The 20,648-nt window shown below is 69.5% G+C and carries 15 protein-coding genes and 1 pseudogene; 9 read left to right on the top strand and 7 right to left on the bottom strand.

Translation table 11 applies throughout. The features are described from left to right. Nucleotides 1–285: 285 nt before the first annotated feature. The 5 genes from hisC to STRBO_RS0139460 all read left to right on the top strand — a co-directional run bounded on the left by hisC (nt 286) and on the right by STRBO_RS0139460 (nt 9,138). Complete coding sequence (gene hisC / locus STRBO_RS0139480; RefSeq protein ID WP_005482904.1) at nt 286–1,365, top strand: histidinol-phosphate transaminase; 1,080 nt, start codon at nt 286–288, stop codon at nt 1,363–1,365. 207 nt (nt 1,366–1,572) lie between these two features. Beyond that, entirely contained in the window at nt 1,573–3,081 is a 1,509-nt protein-coding gene (locus tag STRBO_RS0139475; RefSeq protein WP_020115812.1) for a cytochrome ubiquinol oxidase subunit I, read from the top strand. A gap of 27 nt (nt 3,082–3,108) precedes the next feature. Next, nucleotides 3,109–4,113 carry a cytochrome d ubiquinol oxidase subunit II gene (gene cydB, locus STRBO_RS0139470; RefSeq protein ID WP_005482901.1) on the top strand — a complete coding sequence of 335 codons (1,005 nt, stop codon included), beginning with the start codon at nt 3,109–3,111 and terminating at the stop codon, nt 4,111–4,113. Between the two features lie 98 nt (nt 4,114–4,211). Then, nucleotides 4,212–7,802 carry a thiol reductant ABC exporter subunit CydD gene (gene cydD, locus STRBO_RS0139465; protein ID WP_005482899.1) on the top strand — a complete coding sequence of 1,197 codons (3,591 nt, stop codon included), beginning with the start codon at nt 4,212–4,214 and terminating at the stop codon, nt 7,800–7,802. 271 nt (nt 7,803–8,073) lie between these two features. Continuing rightward, a complete protein-coding gene (locus STRBO_RS0139460) occupies nt 8,074–9,138 on the top strand; it encodes a M23 family metallopeptidase (RefSeq protein ID WP_020115811.1) in 1,065 nt (354 codons plus the stop codon). 169 nt (nt 9,139–9,307) lie between these two features. On the opposite strand, the gene STRBO_RS0139455 is transcribed toward STRBO_RS0139460, so the two are convergent. The 7 genes and pseudogenes from STRBO_RS0139455 to STRBO_RS0139425 all read right to left on the bottom strand — a co-directional run bounded on the left by STRBO_RS0139455 (nt 9,308) and on the right by STRBO_RS0139425 (nt 16,574). Continuing rightward, entirely contained in the window at nt 9,308–10,177 is an 870-nt protein-coding gene (locus tag STRBO_RS0139455) for an HAD family hydrolase (protein ID WP_020115810.1), read from the bottom strand. 161 nt (nt 10,178–10,338) lie between these two features. Continuing rightward, nucleotides 10,339–11,241: an LLM class flavin-dependent oxidoreductase gene (locus STRBO_RS0139450; RefSeq protein ID WP_005482894.1), complete on the bottom strand. Its 903-nt coding sequence runs from the start codon at nt 11,239–11,241 to the stop codon at nt 10,339–10,341. A 22-nt stretch (nt 11,242–11,263) separates the two neighbouring features. Continuing rightward, nucleotides 11,264–12,071 (bottom strand): annotated as a pseudogene (locus STRBO_RS40860) (IS5 family transposase). A gap of 99 nt (nt 12,072–12,170) precedes the next feature. Beyond that, a complete protein-coding gene (locus STRBO_RS0139440) occupies nt 12,171–12,719 on the bottom strand; it encodes an RNA 2'-phosphotransferase (protein WP_020115809.1) in 549 nt (182 codons plus the stop codon). Nucleotides 12,720–12,851: 132 nt separating this feature from the next. Continuing rightward, nucleotides 12,852–13,793: a MerR family transcriptional regulator gene (locus tag STRBO_RS0139435; RefSeq protein ID WP_020115808.1), complete on the bottom strand. Its 942-nt coding sequence runs from the start codon at nt 13,791–13,793 to the stop codon at nt 12,852–12,854. 151 nt (nt 13,794–13,944) lie between these two features. Beyond that, on the bottom strand, nt 13,945–15,729 hold the full coding sequence (locus tag STRBO_RS0139430; protein ID WP_005482887.1) for an SDR family oxidoreductase: 1,785 nt from the start codon (nt 15,727–15,729) through the stop codon (nt 13,945–13,947). Next, on the bottom strand, nt 15,726–16,574 hold the full coding sequence (locus STRBO_RS0139425; protein WP_005482885.1) for a M24 family metallopeptidase: 849 nt from the start codon (nt 16,572–16,574) through the stop codon (nt 15,726–15,728). Before STRBO_RS0139425 ends, STRBO_RS0139430 begins: the two co-directional genes overlap by 4 nt. Before the next feature lie 435 nt (nt 16,575–17,009). On the opposite strand from STRBO_RS0139425, the gene STRBO_RS0139420 reads away from it, so the two are divergent. The 4 genes from STRBO_RS0139420 to STRBO_RS0139405 are packed head-to-tail and all read left to right on the top strand — an operon-like array spanning nt 17,010 to nt 20,562. Further along, a complete protein-coding gene (locus tag STRBO_RS0139420) occupies nt 17,010–17,999 on the top strand; it encodes an ABC transporter ATP-binding protein (RefSeq protein WP_005482883.1) in 990 nt (329 codons plus the stop codon). Then, the gene (locus STRBO_RS0139415; protein ID WP_005482881.1) at nt 17,989–18,924 is read left to right on the top strand and encodes an ABC transporter permease subunit; all 936 of its coding nucleotides are present in this window, start codon (nt 17,989–17,991) and stop codon (nt 18,922–18,924) included. The genes STRBO_RS0139420 and STRBO_RS0139415 overlap by 11 nt, the downstream gene beginning before the upstream one ends. Further along, nucleotides 18,921–19,832, top strand: coding sequence for an ABC transporter ATP-binding protein (locus STRBO_RS0139410; RefSeq protein ID WP_005482879.1), 912 nt, complete (start codon nt 18,921–18,923; stop codon nt 19,830–19,832). The genes STRBO_RS0139415 and STRBO_RS0139410 overlap by 4 nt, the downstream gene beginning before the upstream one ends. 10 nt (nt 19,833–19,842) lie before the next feature. Further along, nucleotides 19,843–20,562 carry an ABC transporter permease gene (locus tag STRBO_RS0139405; protein ID WP_005482878.1) on the top strand — a complete coding sequence of 240 codons (720 nt, stop codon included), beginning with the start codon at nt 19,843–19,845 and terminating at the stop codon, nt 20,560–20,562. Nucleotides 20,563–20,648: the final 86 nt, after the last annotated feature.

The raw sequence follows: 20,648 nt of genomic DNA, 5'->3' as shown, positions 1-20,648 counted from the left end.
GCCAGTACGTGACTTGTCGGCGCGCATGGGCCTGCCAAGTAGCTGATGTTTCGAAGAGGTCTCAACTCACCTGCACGGGTGATGCGCGCTACGGCGTGAGCCACCGGCGCGTGCGCTCGGAAGCAGTGCGCCCCCTAGTTCGTACACCTTCGTGCGCTGATGCCCGTGGGGCGGATGGGGCGTCCGAGGTGGGGACACAGGACGGACGCGGTTGCCCACAGGCCATTCGCAGGGGCACCGAATCCTCATAAGGTGAGAAGCATTACGTCGACGAGGAGGACTGCGGTGAGCGAGACGAGCCCCAAGCTGCGAGCCGAGCTGGAGGGTATCCCCACCTACAAGCCCGGCAAGCCGGCCGCGGCGGGCGGCCCGGTGGCGTACAAGCTGTCCTCCAACGAGAACCCCTATCCGCCGCTGCCCGGCGTGCTGGAGACCGTGACGGGCTCGGCAGCGTCCTTCAACCGGTACCCGGACATGGCGTGCACGGGGCTCGTGAACGAGCTCGCGGACCGCTTCGGCGTGCCGGTCACGGATCTGGCGACGGGCACCGGCTCGGTCGGTGTCGCCCAGCAGCTGCTGCAGGCGACCTCGGGGCCCGGGGACGAGGTGATCTACGCCTGGCGGTCGTTCGAGGCGTACCCGATCATCACGCAGATCAGTGGGGCCACGTCCGTGCAGGTGCCGTTGACGCCGGGCGATGTTCACGACCTGGACGCGATGGCGGGCGCGATCACCGACCGGACCCGGCTGATTTTCGTCTGCAACCCGAACAACCCGACGGGGACGGCGGTACGCAGGGCCGAGCTGGAGCGGTTCCTCGACCAGGTTCCCAGTGATGTGCTGGTGGTGCTGGACGAGGCGTACCGAGAGTTCGTACGGGATGTCGAGGTGCCGGACGGTGTCGAGTTCTACCGGGAGCGGCCGAACGTCTGTGTGCTGCGCACCTTCTCCAAGGCGTACGGCCTCGCGGGTCTCCGGGTGGGATTCGCGATCGCTCATGAGCCGGTGGCGGCCGCCCTGCGCAAGACGGCCGTGCCGTTCGGTGTGAGCCAACTCGCACAGGACGCCGCGGTCGCCTCGCTGCGTGCCGAGGACGCGCTGCTCGGCCGGGTCGGTTCGCTGGTCTGTGAGCGCAACCGGGTCGTCGAGGCGCTGCGTGGCCAGGGGTGGACGGTGCCGGACACTCAGGCCAACTTCGTGTGGCTGCGGCTGGGGGAGCGCACGGTCGAGTTCGCCGGTGCGTGCGAGCAGGCCGGTGTCGTCGTGCGGCCCTTCCCCGGGGAGGGCGTACGGGTGACGATCGGCGAGACCGAGGCGAACGACATCCTCCTGAAGGTGACGGAGACGTTCACCAAGGAGCTCTAGGGGTCGTCAGAGGCTTCTGACCAGGGGGTTCGGAGATCTTTTCTCCGGACCCCCTGCTTATGGGCACCCCCCACTCCCTTCTCGAACGGGCATGCGTCATACTTGCTTGTGAATGTGAATGCATTCACAAGCTCGTCCCGGTTGTCCTGAGATGTACGTGACAGGCGGGGCGAACTGCCGCAGTGCCACGGCATGGAAGGAGAAGACGTGGACCTCGCTCTGGCGCCGGAGACCCTGGCGCGCTGGCAGTTCGGTATCACGACCGTCTATCACTTCCTCTTCGTCCCGCTCACGATCTCGCTCGCCGCGCTCACCGCCGGCCTGCAGACCGCGTGGGTGCGCTCGGGGAACGAGAAGTACCTCAAGGCCACCAAGTTCTGGGGCAAGCTATTTCTGATCAACATCGCGATGGGCGTCGTCACCGGCATCGTGCAGGAATTCCAGTTCGGCATGAACTGGTCCGACTACTCCCGCTTCGTCGGTGATGTCTTCGGTGCCCCGCTCGCCTTCGAGGCGCTGATCGCCTTCTTCTTCGAGTCCACCTTCATCGGGCTGTGGATCTTCGGCTGGGACAAGCTTCCGCAGAAGATCCATCTGGCCTGCATCTGGATGGTTTCCATCGGCACGATCCTGTCGGCGTACTTCATCCTCGCGGCCAACTCATGGATGCAGCACCCCGTGGGCTATCGGATCAACGAGGCCAAGGGCCGGGCCGAGCTGACCGACTTCTGGCTCGTCCTGACCCAGAACACCACGCTCACCCAGGTCTTCCACACCCTCTCGGCGGCATTCCTCGCCGGCGGGGCCTTCATGGTCGGCATCGCCGCCTTCCACCTGGCCCGCAAGAAGCACATCCCGGTGATGAAGACCTCGCTACGACTCGGCCTGGTCACCGTGGTGATCGCCGGCATGCTCACCGCGATCAGCGGCGACCTGCTCGGAAAGGTCATGTTCAAGCAGCAGCCGATGAAGATGGCCGCCGCCGAGGCCCTGTGGGACGGCGAGGCGCCCGCGCCCTTCTCCGTCTTCGCCTACGGCGACGTCGACGAGGGACACAACAAGGTCGCCATCGAGATCCCCGGCCTGTTGTCCTTCCTCGCCAACGACGACTTCGACTCGTACGTCCCCGGCATCAACGACGTCAACAAGGCCGAGCAGGAGAAGTACGGACCCGGCGACTACCGCCCCAACATTCCCGTCGCCTACTGGGGCTTCCGCTGGATGATCGGCTTCGGAATGGCCTCCGTCGCGAACGGCGCGGTCGGACTCTGGCTCACCCGCCGGAAGTTCCTGTTGCCGCAGCACCTGCGGGTCGGCGACGACGAGGTGCCCCATCTCGTGCTGCTGCCGAAGAAGGCCCTGAGCCCGACTCTCACCAAGTGGTACTGGCGCATCGCCGTCCTGACCCTGGGCTTTCCGCTGATCGCCAGCTCCTGGGGCTGGATCTTCACCGAGATGGGCCGCCAGCCCTGGGTCGTCTACGGCGTGCTGCGCACCGAGGACGCGGTCTCCCCCGGTGTCTCCCAGGGCGAGATCATCACCTCGATGCTCGTCTTCACCGCCCTGTACGCCATCCTCGCCGTCGTCGAGGTGAAGCTGCTCGTGAAGTACGTCAAGGCAGGGCCGCCGGAGCTGACGGAGGCCGACCTCAACCCGCCCACGAAGATCGGCGGCGACTCCCGCGACGCCGACAAGCCGATGGCCTTCTCGTACTAGACCGCACCGGGCCAAGGGAGCACAGTCATGGAACTTCACGACGTCTGGTTCGTCCTCATCGCCGTTCTCTGGATCGGCTACTTCTTCCTCGAAGGCTTCGACTTCGGGGTCGGTGTCCTCACCAAACTGCTGGCCCGCAATCGTCCGGAGAAGCGGGTCCTCATCAACACCATCGGTCCCGTCTGGGACGGCAACGAGGTGTGGTTGCTGTCGGCGGGCGGCGCGACCTTCGCCGCCTTCCCCGAGTGGTACGCCACGCTCTTCTCCGGCTTCTATCTGCCGCTGCTGCTCATCCTGGTCTGCCTGATCGTCCGTGGCGTCGCCTTCGAGTACCGGGTGAAGCGGCCCGAGGAGAACTGGCAGCGCAACTGGGAGACGGCGATCTTCTGGACCTCGCTGCTCCCCGCGTTCCTGTGGGGCGTGGCCTTCGCCAACATCGTGCGCGGAGTGAAGATCGACCGTGACTTCGAGTACGTGGGCGGTCTCGCCGACCTGCTGAACCCCTACGCCTTGCTGGGCGGTCTGGTCACGCTGACGCTGTTCACCTTCCACGGCACGGTGTTCGTCGGCCTCAAGACCGTGGGGGACATCCGGGAGCGGGCACGAAAGCTGGCGCTGCGCGTCGGTGCCGTGACGGCCGGGCTCGCGCTGCTCTTTCTGCTCTGGACCCAGATCGAGAAGGGTGACGGCGTCTCCCTGGTCGCGGCGGCCGTGGCGGTCACCGCACTCCTGACCGCGCTGGCGGCGGTGCGAGCGGGGCGTGAAGGCTGGGCCTTCGCCCTGTCGGGGGTCACCATCGTGGCTGCCGTCGCGATGCTCTTCCTGACGCTCTTCCCGAACGTCATGCCGTCCTCGCTGAACGAGGACTGGAGCCTTACGGTCTCCAACGCCTCGTCCAGCCCGTACACCCTGAAAATCATGACGTGGTGTGCGGCCATCGCCACACCGGTCGTGATGCTCTACCAGGGTTGGACGTACTGGGTGTTCCGTAAGCGGATCGGCACGCAGCACCTTGCCGAGTCGGCGCACTGAGTCCCGGTGGAGGTGTGGTCGGCGATGTTTCACGTGAAACACACCTCCTTCGGGCTGAAGGGGCATGTTTCACGTGAAACATGCCCGCTGAGAAGGGGATGTTTCACGTGAAACCGATCGACCCGCGACTGTTGCGGTACGCGCGCGCCACCCGCTTCTTCCTGGTGATGGTCGTCTGCCTGGGAGTGGCCGGGGCGATGCTGGTCATCGCACAGGCCATGCTCATCGCGGAAGCGGTGGTCGGCGCCTTCCAGTACGGGATGCCGGTCAGTGAACTCCGTACTCCCCTGCTGCTCCTGGTGGCGGTCGCGCTGGGACGGTACCTGGTCTCCTGGCTCACCGAGCTGGCGGCTCACCGTGCGAGCGCGGCGGTGAAGTCGGAGCTACGGGGGCGGCTGCTTGAGCGGTCCACCGAGTTGGGACCCGGCTGGCTGAGTGGGCAGCGCACCGGCTCGCTGGTCGCCCTCGCCACCCGGGGGGTCGACGCCCTCGACGACTACTTCTCTCGCTACCTGCCCCAGCTGGGCCTCGCCGTCGTCGTGCCCGTCGCGGTGCTCGCACGGATCGTCACCGAGGACTGGGTGTCTGCGGCGATCATCGTCGGCACACTCCCGCTGATTCCGGTCTTCATGGTGCTCATCGGCTGGGCCACCCGCGCGCAGATGGACCGCCAGTGGAGGCTGCTGTCCCAGTTGTCGGGGCACTTCCTGGACGTCGTCGCCGGGCTTCCTACGCTCAAGGTGTTCGGCCGGGCCAAGGCCCAGGCCGAGTCGATCAAGCGGATCACCGGTGAGTACCGGCAGGCGACCATGCGCACGCTGCGGATCGCCTTTCTGTCGTCCTTCGCGCTGGAGCTGCTTGCGACCATCTCGGTCGCCCTGGTCGCGGTCACCATCGGCATGCGGCTCGTGCACGGCGAGATGGACCTGTACACCGGACTGGTCGTCCTCGTGCTGGCCCCCGAGGCGTACCTGCCGGTCCGGCAGGTAGGCGCCCAGTTCCACGCGGCGGCCGAGGGGCTCTCGGCCGCCGAGGAGATCTTCGAGGTCCTGGAGACCCCGGTGCCGGTGTCCGGGACGGGGGCGGTGCCGTCCGTCGGCGGCATCCACTTCGACGGGGTGAGCGTCCGCTACCCCGAGCGCTCGTACGACGCCGTCTCGGACGTGTCCTTCACCGTGGGCTCCGGAGAGACGGTGGCTCTCGTCGGGCCGAGCGGCGCGGGTAAGTCGACGCTGCTGAATGTCCTTCTGGGCTTCACCGAGGTGACTACGGGCGGGATTCGGGTCGGGGGAGCCGATTTCGCCTCGCTCGACCTGGACGCATGGCGCTCGCGTGTCGCCTGGGTGCCGCAGCGGCCCCACCTGTACGCCGGCTCCATCGCCGAGAACGTCAGGCTGGCCCGGCCGGACGCGGACGACACGGCCGTGCGGCGGGCGCTCGGCGACGCGGGCGCACTGGGGTTCGTGGACGCGTTGTCCGATGGGGCCGAGACGGTCCTCGGTGAGGACGGCGCCGGACTTTCCGCCGGACAGCGGCAACGGCTCGCCCTCGCCCGTGCCTTCCTCGCCGACCGGCCCGTGCTGCTCCTCGACGAACCGACGGCCTCGCTGGACGGCGAGACCGAGGCGGAGGTCGTGGAGGCGGTACGGCGGCTGTCGGTGGGACGGACCGTCCTGTTGGTGGTCCACCGGCCGGCGCTGCTGGGGGTGGCGGACCGCGTGGTGCGGCTGGAGGGACGGGCGGCCGAGGGGCTGCAGGAAACCGGCGTTCCCGAAACGGCGGGTGGGCGGGCCGCCGGTGCGGGGACGGACGAGAAGACCGCCGTCCTGGGTGGCCCCCCGGAATCGGCAGGAGGAGGGCCGGGTGCCGGATTCGGGGCCAGGGCGGGAGTCGGGGCAGGGAGCATGGTGGCTCGCCCGGACACGACGCCCGACGCCCCCGGGCGACGTCTGCTCGGCCGCGTCCGCGCCATGGCAGGGCCGCGCCGGGGCCGGCTCGCTCTCGCCCTGTTGCTGGGCAGCCTCGCGCTGGGCAGTGCCGTCGGTCTGATGGCGACGTCCGGGTGGTTGATCTCGCGGGCGTCTCAGCAGCCACCGGTGCTGTACCTGATGGTCGCGGTGACGGCGACGAGGGCGTTCGGGATCGGGCGGGCGGTGTTCCGGTACGCGGAGCGGCTGGTGTCGCACGACACCGTGCTGCGGATGCTGGCCGACACCAGGGTGGCCGTCTACCGCCGACTGGAGCGGCTGGCGCCCGCCGGGCTGCGGACGACCCGGCGGGGCGATCTGCTCTCGCGACTGGTTGCCGATGTGGACGCCCTGCAGGACTACTGGGTGCGCTGGCTGCTTCCCGCGGGGGCCGCGACGGCGGTCTCCGCAGCCTCCGTCGGGTTCACCGCCTGGCTGCTGCCCGAGGCCGGAGCCGCGCTCGCCGTGGGGCTCCTCGCCGCCGGAGCCGGGGTGCCCCTCGTCACCGGGGCCGTCGCCCGGCGGGCGGAACACCGGCTGGCGCCGGCCCGCGGGGTCCTCGCCACCCGCGTGGCCGATCTGCTCACGGGCACCGCCGAGTTGACGGTCGCGGGCGCCCTGCCGACGCGCACCGCCGAGGCACGGCAGGCCGACCGGGTGCTCACCCGGATCACCTCCCGCGCCGCCACCGCGACCGCCCTCGGTGACGGACTCACCGCGCTCGTCTCCGGGCTCACCGTCGCCGCCACCGCGTTCCTCGGCGTGCAGGCAGTGGTCACCGGACGGCTGAGCGGTGTGGCCATGGCCGTCGTCGTGCTCACCCCGCTGGCGGCCTTCGAGGCGGTGCTGGGGATGCCGTCGGCCGTCCAGTTCCGCCAGCGGGTGCACAGGAGCGCGGAGCGCGTGTACGAGGTGCTGGACGCCCCCGAACCCGTACGCGAACCGCGGGAGCCGGCCGAGGCGCCGGTGTCACCGTTCCCGCTGCGGCTCGAAGGGCTCGGCGCGCGGTACGCCGGACAGGACCGGGACGCGCTCGCCGGGCTGGATCTCACCCTCGAACAGGGGCAGAGGGTCGCCGTGGTCGGTGTCTCGGGGGCAGGCAAGACCACGCTGGCACAGGTGTTGCTGCGCTTCCTGGACCCGCGGGCGGGGACATACACGTTGGGGGGCGTGGACGCGTGCGCGCTCGAAGGAGATGCCGTAAGGCGGTACGTGGGGCTCTGTGCCCAGGACGCGCACCTCTTCGACAGCTCGGTGCGGGAGAACCTGCTGCTCGCTCGGAAGGACGCGGGCGAGGCGGAGCTGCGGGACGCGCTCGCGCGGGCGCGGCTGCTCGACTGGGCCGACGAACTGCCCGCCGGGCTGGACACCTTGATCGGTGAACACGGGGCGCGGCTGTCCGGCGGCCAGCGTCAGCGGCTTGCCCTCGCCCGCGCGCTGTTGGCCGACTTCCCCGTCCTCGTGCTCGACGAGCCCGCGGAACACCTGGACCTGCCGACCGCCGACGCGCTCACCGCGGACCTGCTGTCCGCGACCGAGGGCCGTACGACTGTGCTGATCACCCATCGGCTGGCCGGTCTGGAAGCCGTGGACGAGGTCGTCGTGCTGGCGGAGGGACGCGTGGTGCAGCGTGGGATCTACGCGGAACTGGTCGCTGCGGACGGGCCCTTGCGGGCGATGGTCGAGCGGGAGGCAGCGGGAGAGGTGCCGGCCGGGGTCTGAGCGCGTCGTCGGGGTCGGGAAACGGGTGGCGCGGCGGGCTTTTCGCCGAGAGCCGTAGCCTGCGCATCACCTGTCGCCGTGGAGACGAGTCGCGGTCGGGCGGCCGACCGCGACGACGCCGACGACCGGCCACGCCCGCACGTCTCCCCGCCGAACACGCCGCAGGAGTAACCCTGTTCGGCCCAGCCTCTTGGCCCGTCCGGGGCATCGTGTCCCCCAGACGTACGACTCGGACAGGACGGCGGCGCCGGGGCGGGCCACGATCGCTGACATGCGCTTCTCTCGCCGGAACCCGCTGTTCGTCGTCGTGCTGCTGTGCGCGGCGGCGGTTTTCCATGCCCCGCCGACGGTGGCCGACAGCGACGGCGGTCAGGCCGCGGGTGCGCTCGGCGAGGCAGGGCTCAGCGCCCGGGTGGTGCGGCTGTTCGACGAAGCGGCGGTGGCGACACAGCGGTACGAGGCGGGGCGGCGGGCGGCCGCAGCGCTGAAGAAGAAGGCGCGGCGGCTGGAGAAGCTGCTCGCGCGGGAGCGGAAGCAGATCGCGGTGCTGAACGCCGACCTCGGCCGGATCGCGCGCGCCCAGTACCGGGAGGGAGGTGGCGTGCCGTACACCGCGCAGATGCTGATGGCGGAGAATCCGGAGGAGGTGATGCGTGGTCAGCGGGCCGTCTGGCAGGCCGATCTGGCGGTCAACAACGCCGTGAGCAGGAATCGTCGCGCGGAGGCGAGACTCGCCGAGGACGAGGCGAAGGTCGCCGCGGCGTGGCGGGCGCTGGAGGAGCGGAAGACCGGACTCGCGGGGATCAAGCGCGCGATCCAGCTGAAGCTCGAGGAGGCACAGTGGACGCTCCAGGGAGAGGCCGACGCGACGGTCGCGGCCGGTGCCTGCCGGGGAGCCGTCCGGCTGGATCAGCCGGAAGGTGTGCCTTCGAGCGCGTGGGTCGCGCCCGTGGGCACGTACGAACTCTCCGCCGGATACGGCAGCGGCGGTGAGCGCTGGGTCAGTCAGCACACCGGGCAGGATTTCGCGGTGCCGATCGGTACGCCCGTGCGGGCGGTCGGGGCGGGGCGTGTGGTGAAGGTCTCGTGCGGGGGTGCCTTCGGCATCCAGATCGTCGTGGAGCACGCGGACGGCTATTACACGCAGTACGCGCACCTCGCCGCCGTCACCGTCGACCAGGGCCAGCGGGTGACGGCAGGACAGTGGATCGGCCAGTCGGGCACCACCGGGAACTCCACCGGGCCGCACCTGCATTTCGAGGTGCGGGTCACCCCGGAGCTGGGGTCCGGCGTGGACCCCGCGCCGTGGCTGCGGGACCACGGCGTGGAGCTGTAGCCGGCTGCTGAGAGCGGCGGATGTCGGTCGGCCGCGGGCGACGGGGCGCTCATGGACGGCGCGGCGGAGCGGCGGCACGGCCCCATGGCGATACGGCGGTCCGAGCGGACGGCGGTGGGCACCGGCGGTCGTGGACGGCTAGGTGCTGGTGGGCTCGGCCATCGAGCGGCTACAGGCGTTCCGCCAGCAGCCGCTCGATGACGACCGCCACCCCGTCCTCGTTGTTGGCCACGGTCCGGCCCGAGGCCGCCGCGAGGACGTCCGGATGCGCGTTGCCCATGGCGTACGACCGACCGGCCCAGGTGAGCATCTCGACGTCGTTCGGCATGTCACCGAAGGCGACGACCTCCTCGTGGGAGATGCCGCGCTCGGCGCAGCACAGGGCGAGGGTGCTGGCCTTGGAGACTCCGGGTCCGCTGATCTCCAGCAGTGCGCTGGGACTGGAGCGGGTGATGGTGGCACGGTCGCCGACGGCGATACGCGCGGTGGCGAGGAAGTCGTCGGGGTCGATCGACGGGTGGTACGCGAGGATCTTCAGCACCGGCTCGTCGTCGGCCACACCACCTGGGGCCAGCAGTTTCTCGGCGGGGGCGAGGATGTCGGGGATCTCCATGTGGAGTTTCGGATACTCGGGCTCCTGGTTGAAGCCGAACGTCTGCTCGACCGCGTAGACCGTGCCCGGCGCGGCCTCGCGCAGCAGCCGTACGGCGTCGAGCGCGTTCTCCCGTACCAGTTCGCGGACCTTGACGAAACGATGGGCGCCGGGGCCGCCGTGCAGGTCGACCACCGCGGCGCCGTTTCCGCAGATCGCGAGACCGTGACCGTGCACGTGTTCGCTGACGACGTCCATCCAGCGGGCCGGCCGGCCGGTCACGAAGAAGACCTCGACGCCGGCTTCCTCCGCGGCCGCGAGGGCGGCGACGGTACGGGAGGAGACCGACTTGTCGTCATGGAGCAGGGTGCCGTCGAGATCCGTGGCTATCAGCCGGAGCGGGACGGTCGGGGCCGGGGTCTCGGGCTGTCTCGTCGCTGAGGTCACGGGCCCCATTGTCGCGCATACGCGCGCACGGTCGTGCGGGTGGTCGCACAGGTGAGTGATCACCGCCCCGGCCCGTCGGCTGCCCACACGGTGGCGGCCGCCGTCCATGAGCTTCTGCGAGCGGGTCGCGCACACCTGGCCGTGACCGCTGCGTGGCGGTCTCAGGCCAGCTGGGCCGGTGCCTCCATGGCGATGCGCTCGAAGACCTTCTCGTCCGCGGCGAAGTCCGAGTCCGGGATCGGCCAGTGGATCACGAGGTCGGTGACGCCCAGCTCCGCGTGGCGGCCCGCGAAGTCCACGAACGCGTCCAGCGACTCCAGCGGTCGGCCGCGGTCCGGGGTGAAGCCCGTGAGGAGGATCTTGTCGAGTCCGGACGCGTCACGCCCGAGCGAGGCGGCCGTGTCGGCCAGCTTCTCGACCTGGCCGCGAATGGCCTGAACCGACTGTTCGGGGGTGCCCGACTCGAACAGTTTGGGGTCCCCTGTGGTCACCCACGCCTGTCCGTAGCGTGCGGCCAGCCGCATCCCGCGCGGCCCGTTGGCGGCCACCGCGAAGGGCAGCCGGGGGCGCTGGACGCAGCCGGGGATGTTGCGGGCCTCGTGGGCGGAGTAGTGGTCGCCCTCGTAGGAGACGGAGTCCTCGGTGAGCAGCCGGTCGAGCAGGGGGACGAACTCGGCGAGGCGGTCGGCGCGCTCACGCGGCGTCCATGGCTCCTGGCCGAGCGCGGTGGCGTCGAAGCCGGTGCCGCCCGCGCCGACGCCGAGGGTGACCCGGCCGCCCGAGATGTCGTCGAGGGAGATGAGTTCCTTGGCGAGGGTCACCGGGTGCCGGAAGTTCGGGGAGGTCACGAGCGTGCCGAGGCGCATACGTTCGGTGACGGCAGCTGCCGCGGTCAGCGTCGGCACAGCGCCGAACCACGGCCCGTCCCGGAAGGTGCGCCACGACAGGTGGTCGTACGTGAACGCTGTGTGGAACCCGAGCTGCTCGGCCCGCTGCCAGCTGTCGCGGCCGCCCTCGTGCCAACGGAGGTACGGCAGGATCACGGTGCTCAGACGCAGACTCATGCGTCGAGCCTAAGGGGTCCTTTCAGAATGCTGGGTGCTTGCGGGCGAGGGTCATGCAGTGGGCGAGCTGGAGGAATGTCGTCTCGGGCTTCCCAGCGGGTCCGTAAGCGGCGGGGGCCGTGGAGCCAGGCGATGGCGGACTCGGCAACCCATCGCACCCGGCCCAGGCCCGAGCCGTGTGGCTGACCGCGCCGGGCGATCTTCGGAACGATGCCGCGCTCGCGCAGACGGCGGCGGTAGATGTCGTGGTCGTAGCCGCGGTCGGCATACAACGCCCCAGGCTTGCGCCGGGGCCGGCCCCGCTTGCCCCGCACCGGTGGCAGCCCGTCGACCAGCGGCAGGAGCTGGGTGACGTCGTTGCGGTGGCCGCCGGTCAGGGAGACCCGCAGCGGGGTGCCGTGCGCGTCGGTCAGCACGTGGTGCTTCGAGCCCGGCCGTGCACGGTCAACCGGGCTCGGACCGACTTTTGGGCTGCTTCGCCCCCGCTTGGCCTGCACGTGCGAGGCGTCAACGGTGACGCGGGAGAAGTCCAGGCGGTCCGCCGCCCGCAGCCGGTCCAGCAGCACGCGCTGGAGTTCTTCCCACACCCCGGCGCGCTGCCATTCGGCCAGCCGCCGCCAGCACGTAGGACCCGAACCGAACCCCAACTCCTGCGGCAGGTACTCCCATTGGATTCCGGTGTAGAGGACGAACAGCACACCCTGCAGCGTCTTGCGGTCATCGATCCGCTTGCGCCCCGGGTGCCGGAACCGCCGTTCATGCTTCGGCAGCAGCGGCTCGACCACCGCCCACAGCTCGTCACCGACCTCCCACGGCTTCCGCCGCGCCATGGTCACACCCCACAAATGACGGGATCACATACATCTCCACCGTGCCACAAAAGGATCATTCTGCAAGGATCCCTAAGGGCAGTCGTCGGGTGGTTCCGCTCAGCGCGCCTCGGGGAACCGCAGGTACTCGGGCGGTACCGCCTCGGTCAGCCAGACCCCGTTGGCGCTGACACGGAAGACGTGGCCGTCGCGGTGCATGGCACCCGCGTCCACCGAGAGCACGACGGGACGGCCGCGACGGGCGCCGACGCGCGTGGCGGTCTCGCGATCGGACGAGAGGTGCACGTCGTGGCGGTTCATGGCGCGCAGGCCTTCGGCACGGATCGCACCGAGGAAGGCCGGTACGGTCCCGTGGTAGAGGTACGGCGGCGGGGTCGCCGGGGGCAAGCCGAGGTCGACGTCGACGGTGTGCCCCTGGCTGGCACGGATCCGGTCGCCCTCGACGGCGAAGCGCTGCTTGTCGTTGGCTACGACCACATGGTCGAGTTCCGCCCGGGTGAAGTGGAAGCCGTGGGTGGCGGCCGCCTCGATGAGGGTGTCGATCCTGACCCAGCCGCTCTCGTCGAGCGTGAGCCCGATCCGCTCCGGTTGGTGGCGGAGGTGTTTGGAGAGGTACTTGGACACTCTCACGGTGCGTCGTTCGTCCATCCCGCCAGCGTGCCTGGCGAGACCCGCGTCACGCACGTGATTTTGATCCGGATGTTTGATCCACAGCCAAGTGAGGTTATCCACAGGGGAATTGACAATTCTGTGGACAACTATCCGTCGAATATAGGGTAATTAGGCTAGTTCATTACTTTCAGGCTTATTTGACGCCAGAGCGTCCAAGGTGCGTGACTGTACCTCCCGTTCGGCTGCCGCGGAGATGAAAGCGGAGGCGTGCGCGGGCCCAACCAGCCTCTCGACGGCCCGCATCGTGGATGCCGTTATCCGGACCGAACGCGACGCGTCGGCCGGTTCGACGGCGGCTTCCGGATCGAGGTGCCGACGCAGGTGTCGGGTCGCGAACAGCCGCATCGCGCGCGCGAGTTCGACGTCGACGGCCTGCTGGGCGAGGGGGCGTAGCCGTCGGACCAGCGTCGCCGCCTCGACCGTGTCCGCCTCGGTCGGCGGCTGGTGCGAGCCGATGTAGCGAGCGAATACATGCTCGGTGGTGAACTCCAGGAAACGGGCGGCGATGTGCTCGACCTGATCCCTCAACTCCCGCAGATGACCGGCGATCGCGGACAGGGGCACCCCGGCTCCATGCAACTCGGCCGCCACGGCCAGCTCTTGGGGGCTCGGTACGAGGAAGGTGTCCTCGTCGCCGGGTACCTGCTCCAGCACCCCCAGCCGGATGGCGTCCGCCACCGCCGCCTCGTCCGGAGCACCGCCGAATCGCTCGGCCAACTCGGCCCGTGAGATCCGTACGGCCTTCTCGTCGGTCCACGGTCCGTCGACCTCCGCGGCCAGGCCCAGCACCCCGCCGAGGCCGCGGCCCGTGTCCCAGGCATCCAGAAGCTCCTTGATGGAGGCCAGCGTGTAGCCGCGGTCGAGGAGGTCGGCGATCTGGCGCAATCTGGTCAGATGGGTGTCCGCATACACGTTGGCCCGGCCGCGCCGCTCAGGACGGGGGAGCAGACCCCGGTCCTGGTAGGCGCGGATCGTCCTGACCGTGGCGCCGCTGCGGTTCGCCAGGTCCTCGATGCGATACGCGGTCCCGGCGGATTCGTCGTTCACCATCCTCGTGCCTTTCTCCTGTGCGTGCCCGGCCGCCACCGGTGACTACGCCGATCCCGCCTGTGTGCTCACACCCGACACGGCCCTGCTCTTCCCAACCGAAGGTGCGCCGGGCGCCCCCATGAAGCTCGTTCCGTGCCGCCGTCCCAAAGGCTCACAGTGGTGGCTCCAGTCGGGCGAGTGCGCGCAGCGCCCGCGGGGCGAACCTGGACAGGAAGCGGCCGCCGTGGGCTTCCGGGGTGACGGGGACGACCGCCTGATTGCGGACGACCGCGCGCAGAACGGCTTCCGCGACCTTCTCCGGCGGGTAGTTCCGCAGCCCGTACAGCTTCGCGGTCTTCCGCTGCCGGCGCTTCTCCTCCTCGGAGTCGACGCCGACGAAACGCGCGGTCGAGGTGATGTTGGTGTTGACGATGCCGGGGCAGATCGCCGACACTCCGATGCCCTGACCGGCCAGCTCCGCGCGCAGGCACTCGCTCAGCATGAGGACGGCCGCCTTGGAGGTGCTGTACGCGGGCAGTGATCTGGAGGGCAGATACGCGGCGGCCGAGGCGGTGTTGACGATATGGCCGCCTTGACCGCGCTCGGCCATCTGTCTGCCGAACAGCCGACAGCCGTGGATCACGCCCCACAGGTTCACGTCGAGGACCTTCCGCCAGTCCTCCGAAGTGGTGTCGAGGAAGGATCCCGACAGCCCGACTCCCGCGTTGTTCACCAACACGTCGACCACGCCGTACTCGGTGGCGACCTTCTCGGCGAGTTTCTCCATGGCTCGCTCGTCCGAGACGTCGACCACCTCGGCCCAGGCCTCGGGCGCGCCGATCAACCGGGACAACTCCGCGGTGCGAGACGCTCCTTCCGCGTCGAGATCGACGGCGACGACGCGTGCTCCGGCCTCGGCGAACGCGAAGGCGGTGGCGCGCCCGATACCGCCGGCCGCCCCCGTGACCAGCACCAACTGCCCACCGAACCGGTCCGTGTACGCCCCGGTGGCCACCGGGGCGGGGCGCCCGCCCTCGGTCGCGGTGACGAACTCGGCGATCCAGGAGGTCAGTTGCTCCGGGCGTGTACGCGGGATCCAGTGCTTGGCGGGCAGAGTGCGGCGGATGAGTTGCGGAGCCCACGATTCCAGGTCGTCGTTGAGCTGCTCGGAGAGGAACTGGTCGCCCAGGGGCGTGATGAGCTGCACGGGCGCGTGGGCGTACGCGTCGTCACGGGGGTGGGCCAGCCGGGTGCGCATGTTGTCCCGGTACAGCCATGCCCCGTGCGCGGCGTCCGTGGGCAGCGACGGACGGGGGTATCCGCCCCCGGTCAGCTTCTCGGCCCGCCGGACCATGCCGGGCCAGTGCTTTCCGAGGGGACCGCGCCAGGCGAGCTCGGGCAGTACAGGCGTGTGGAGTACGTAGATGTACCAGGACTTGGCGCTCTGACCGAGGAGTTGACCGATCCGGCGCGGGGTCGGGCGCTTCAGCCGCCGTTTGATCCAGTGCCCCATGTGGTCGAGGGAAGGACCGGACATCGAGGTGAAGGACGCGATGCGCCCCTCGGTGCGCTCGACGGTCACGAATTCCCACCCCTGCACGGAGCCCCAGTCGTGCCCCACCAGGTGGACGGGGCGGTCGGGACTGACCGCGTCCGCGACCGCCAGGAAGTCGTCCGTCAGCTTCTCCAGGGTGAAGCCGCCGCGCAACGGCTCGGGTGCCGTCGAAAGGCCGTGCCCGCGCACGTCGTACAGCACCACGTGGAAGTGCTCCGCCAGCCGTACGGCGACCTCGGACCAGACTTCCTTGGTGTCGGGATAACCGTGCACGAGCAGCACGGTCGGCTGCCCGGGGTCGCCCAGCTCGGCGACGCACAGCTCGACCCCGTCCGCGCGCACCCGACGCTCCCGCGCGCCGTCGCATGTCACCACGCCCGTCATGTCTCCCCCTTCGGTCATCGGCACTTCTCCTCCGCCCACCGCCGGACGTGCGGTAGATCGTCGTCCAGCCAGAACGCGCTCTCCTCGGCCTCTGCCGAATCGGTGACGACGAGGAGCTCCTCGAACTTCGCGCCCATGCCCCGGAAGCCGAGGTGGGGCTCGACCGCCCACAGCCCCGGCCGGGGCGGGTGATCGGAGAACCGGTACGGCGACCACAGGGGCGACCAGCCGTCCCGGTGCCCGCGCAGCGCGTCGGCCGCCAGCCCCTTCAGCGCCCGCGCGCCGAACCCGAACACATGGGGTGACCAGCGATGTTCCGTGACCCGGTCCACCTTGTGCGCGATGACACCGAAGGGGTAGGCGCGATGCCGGTTGGCATATCCCTGGCGGACCATGAGCCGGTCCACGTCCTCATAGATCTCGCGCAACGACCGGCGCTCGCGCACCTCGCGCAGGATCAGCTCGCGGTGTGCTCGAAGGTCCGTCATCAGCTTGTCGTGCAGAGGGCTGGGGCCGAGGCAGCCCGAATAGCCGATGTCCGCCGTATGGCCCTTGTATATGGGGGCCATGTCGAGAATGAAGGGCATTCCCGCTTCGAGGCGGCGGTCGGTGGGGAAGAACTGCAGCGGTATGCGGAAGTTCACGAACGCCGTGCGGTCGCCGAACCACGCGAACGGCAGGTGGAACCAGTCCCGTACCCCGCGCTCGCGCAGCCAGCGGCGCTGCATCCGGGCCGCTTCGCGCTCGGTCACGCCCGGCTTCAGCTGGGCCGCGACCGCTTCGGCGCACTCGTACGCGAGCGTCTGGACCTGCCGGAACCCTCGCAGCTCTGCGGTGAGTCCGCCTTTTGGTGCCGAGGTCATGTCCCTGCCTCACTTGTCCTCATCGGCTACGGTCCGTGTTGGCATCGTGACACCAACGAATGTGACAGTGATTCGTGGCTGAGTCAATGGGGTGGGTCGGGACTGTGGAGAACCGACGAGTACGAGACGAGCAGGCCCGAGAGGGGCGGGCACAGGTCGGATGCGCACGGGACGGATGTGCACGGACAGGCTGGAACACGGGCGCGAAGACGCACGGGGAAGGCGGGCACGAAACGGCGACGCCGGTCGTTCCACGCATGACGGCCACCGGCTCGTGGCGCGCGGCCTCGCCGGGTCGTTCGACCTCAGGGCGACCCCTAGGGGACCTGGCGATGGAGACCCCCTACGGGCACGTACGACTAGAGGGTGACGCGTAGACAGCTCTGCGGGGTGACGACGGCGGCGGTCCGTGGTCCTAATGTCTAGATCGTGACTGTGATCGCGACCGAAAGCCTGAGCAAGCGGTTCCCGAGGGTGACCGCTCTTGACCGGCTCTCCATGGACATCGGACCCGGTGTGACGGGACTCGTCGGTGCCAATGGCGCCGGCAAGTCCACACTGATCAAAATCCTGCTGGGTCTGTCCCCCGCTTCGGAGGGCCGTGCCGAGGTGCTCGGCCTGGACGTCGCCACCAAGGGTGGCGCCATCCGCGAGCGCGTGGGGTACATGCCGGAGCACGACTGCCTGCCGCCCGACGTCTCGGCCACCGAGTTCGTCGTGCACATGGCCCGCATGTCCGGACTGCCACCGACCGCCGCGCGCGAGCGCACCGCGGACACCCTGCGCCACGTCGGCCTGTACGAGGAGCGGTACCGCCCCATAGGCGGCTACTCCACGGGCATGAAACAGCGGGTGAAACTCGCGCAGGCCCTGGTGCACGACCCGCAGCTGGTCTTCCTGGACGAGCCGACCAACGGCCTGGACCCGGTCGGCCGGGACGAGATGCTCGGCCTGATCCGCCGCATCCACACCGACTTCGGCATCTCGGTGCTCGTCACCTCGCATCTGCTCGGCGAGTTGGAACGGACCTGCGACCACGTCGTCGTGGTCGACGGTGGCAAGCTCCTGCGGTCCAGTTCCACCAGGGACTTCACCCAGAGCACGGCGATCCTCGCGATCGAGGTCACCGACAGCGACGAACACCCCGACGGCACCGATGCTCTGCGCAAGGCACTGCACGCGCGCGGAGTGACCGTCTCCGAAGGAGGCGGGCTCCCGGGAGCCGGGCACATCCTGCTGCTCACCGCCCAGGGGGACGAGACCTACGACCTGGTCCGCGACGTCGTCGCCGACCTGGGTCTCGGCCTCGTCCGCATGGAGCAGCGCAGGCACCAGATCGCCGAGGTCTTCCAGGACAACGACGAACAGACGGGCACCCGCAGCGCCCAGGACGCAGGGAAGGAGGCGGTCGGCCATGGCGGTTGAGCAGCACGATGCACCAGCATCGGCCCTCGCCGGACAGCCCGCTCGCACGGGCGAGCAGAGCCGTATCCACAACATCGGATACCGCTCCTACGACGGCCCCCGCCTCGGCCGCGCCTATGCCCGCCGCGCGCTGTACTCGCAGTCCCTGCGGGGCGCCTACGGACTGGGCCGCTCGGCCAAGTCCAAGGTGCTGCCGATGCTGCTGTTCGCGGTGATGTGCGTGCCGGCGGCCATCATGGTGGCCGTCGCGGTCGCCACGCAGGCCAACGACCTTCCCATCAAGTACACCGACTACGCGGTCATCATGCAGGCCGTCATCGGCCTCTATGTCGCCTCCCAGGCACCACAGTCCGTCTCGCGCGACCTGCGCTTCAAGACGGTCCCGCTGTACTTCTCACGCCCGATCGAGACCGCCGACTACGTCCGCGCGAAGTTCGCGGCGCTGACCTCGGCACTGTTCATCCTCACCGCGGTGCCCCTGCTCGTGCTCTACATCGGCGCGCTGCTGGCCAAGCTCGACTTCACCGACCAGACCAAGGGATTGGCACAGGGGCTGGTGTCCGTGGCGTTGCTGTCGCTCCTCTTCGCCGGCATCGGCCTGGTGATCTCGGCGGTCACCCCGCGGCGGGGCTTCGGTATCGCGGCCGTCATCGCCGTCCTGACCATCTCCTACGGGGCGGTGTCCGTGGTCCAGGCCATCGCCAATGAGCAGAGCAGCTCGGACGCGGTGCCCTGGCTCGGGTTCTTCTCGCCCATCACGCTGATAGACGGCGTACAGACCGCCTTCCTGGGCGCCACCTCCGCCTTCCCCGGCGGGCACGGCCCCTCCGACGGGCAGGGAGCCCTGTACGTCCTCGTCGTCCTGGGTCTCATCGCCGGCTCCTACGGCCTGCTGATGCGCCGCTACCGAAAGGTCGGGCTGTGACCACGCTCAACATCGACCACGTCTCACGCTGGTTCGGCAACGTGGTGGCGGTCAACGACGTCACGATGACGATCGGCCCCGGTGTCACCGGCCTGCTCGGCCCGAACGGCGCCGGGAAGTCCACCCTCATCAACATGATGGGCGGCTTCCTCGCCCCCTCCACGGGCTCCGTCACGCTCGACGGCACGCCGGTGTGGCGCAACGAGCAGATCTACAAGCACATCGGCATCGTTCCCGAGCGCGAGGCGATGTACGACTTCCTCACAGGTCGCGAATTCGTCGTCGCCAACGCCGAGTTGCACGGCCTCGGGGCCAAGGCCGCCCAGCGGGCGCTGGCCACGGTGGAGATGGAGTACGCGCAGGACCGCAAGATCTCCACGTACTCCAAGGGCATGCGCCAGCGCGTGAAGATGGCGTCCGCGCTGGTGCACGAACCGTCCCTGCTTCTGCTGGACGAGCCGTTCAACGGCATGGACCCGCGCCAGCGCATGCAGCTCATGGACCTGCTGCGGCGCATGGGCGACGAGGGCCGCACGGTGCTGTTCTCGTCCCACATCCTCGAAGAGGTCGAGCAGTTGGCGGCCCACATCGAGGTGATCGTCGCCGGACGGCATGCGGCGAGCGGTGACTTCCGGCGCATCCGCCGCCTGATGACCGACCGCCCGCACCGCTATCTGGTGCGCTCCAGCGACGACCGTGCCCTGGCCGCCGCACTGATCGCCGACCCGTCGACCGCCGGGATCGAAGTGGACCTGGCCGAGGGTGCCCTGCGTATCCAGGCCGTCGACTTCGGCAGGTTCACGACCCTGTTGCCGAGGGTGGCCCGGGACCACGGCATCCGTCTGCTCACGGTCTCGCCGTCGGACGAGTCGCTCGAGTCCGTCTTCTCGTATCTCGTCGCGGCGTAGGAGGCCCAAGATGTACGACCCCACAGTCGCCCGGCTCACCTACCGGGCTCTGCTCGGCCGCCGTCGGGCCCTCATTCTCAGTGCGCTTCCTGCCCTGTTGATCCTGCTCTCGGTGGCCGTCCGCGCCCTGAGCGGCGCCGACGACCAGGTTGCCTCGGACCTCCTCGGCGGGTTCGCTCTCGCCACGATGGTGCCGATCATCGGCGTCATCGCCGGGACGGGCGCGATCGGGCCGGAGATCGACGACGGCTCGGTGGTGTATCTGCTGGCCAAGCCGGTGAAGCGGCCGACGATCATCTTCACCAAGCTGATCGTGGCCATCGCCGTGACCATGGCGTTCTCGGCCGTCCCGACGCTGATCGCGGGCCTGATCCTGAACGGCAACGGACAGCAGATCGCGGTCGCCTACACGGTGGCGGCGCTGGTCGCCTCGATTGCGTACGCGGCCATGTTCCTGCTCCTCGGTACGGTTACCCGGCACGCGGTCGTCTTCGGACTCGTGTACGCGCTCGTCTGGGAGACGCTCTTCGGCTCTCTGGTGGACGGGGCACGCACGCTCAGCGTGCAGCAGTGGGCGCTCGCCGTGGCCCAGAAAGTCACCGATGGCGGTCTCGTGACGTCCGACGTGGGTCTGCCGACCGCGGTGGTCCTGCTGATCGTGGTCACCGCGGGCGCGACCTGGTACGCGGGGCAGAAACTGCGGACGTTGAAGCTGGCCGGCGAAGAGTGACGGAACCCTCCGGGGCGTTCAGCCCCGGAGGCCGATCCGTTCTCGATCTTGACCAGGGCTTCACGCGTGTCCAGGCAGAGTGGGCC

The sequence above is a fragment of the Streptomyces bottropensis ATCC 25435 genome (assembly GCF_000383595.1).
In the GTDB taxonomy this organism is placed as follows: domain Bacteria; phylum Actinomycetota; class Actinomycetes; order Streptomycetales; family Streptomycetaceae; genus Streptomyces; species Streptomyces bottropensis.
This window is presented reverse-complemented; position numbering and strand designations above follow the sequence as displayed.

Excerpts from the sequence above, each read along its gene's own strand:
- STRBO_RS0139415 (WP_005482881.1), top strand. The coding sequence starts at position 17,989 with ATGGCGGTTGAGCAGCACGATGCACCAGCATCGGCCCTCGCCGGACAG.
- STRBO_RS0139450 (WP_005482894.1), bottom strand. The coding sequence starts at position 11,241 with ATGAGTCTGCGTCTGAGCACCGTGATCCTGCCGTACCTCCGTTGGCAC.
- STRBO_RS0139405 (WP_005482878.1), top strand. The coding sequence starts at position 19,843 with ATGTACGACCCCACAGTCGCCCGGCTCACCTACCGGGCTCTGCTCGGC.
- STRBO_RS0139430 (WP_005482887.1), bottom strand. The coding sequence starts at position 15,729 with ATGACCGAAGGGGGAGACATGACGGGCGTGGTGACATGCGACGGCGCG.
- cydD (WP_005482899.1), top strand. The coding sequence starts at position 4,212 with ATGTTTCACGTGAAACCGATCGACCCGCGACTGTTGCGGTACGCGCGC.
- STRBO_RS0139425 (WP_005482885.1), bottom strand. The coding sequence starts at position 16,574 with ATGACCTCGGCACCAAAAGGCGGACTCACCGCAGAGCTGCGAGGGTTC.
- STRBO_RS0139435 (WP_020115808.1), bottom strand. The coding sequence starts at position 13,793 with ATGGTGAACGACGAATCCGCCGGGACCGCGTATCGCATCGAGGACCTG.
- STRBO_RS0139440 (WP_020115809.1), bottom strand. The coding sequence starts at position 12,719 with ATGGACGAACGACGCACCGTGAGAGTGTCCAAGTACCTCTCCAAACAC.
- cydB (WP_005482901.1), top strand. The coding sequence starts at position 3,109 with ATGGAACTTCACGACGTCTGGTTCGTCCTCATCGCCGTTCTCTGGATC.
- STRBO_RS0139460 (WP_020115811.1), top strand. The coding sequence starts at position 8,074 with ATGCGCTTCTCTCGCCGGAACCCGCTGTTCGTCGTCGTGCTGCTGTGC.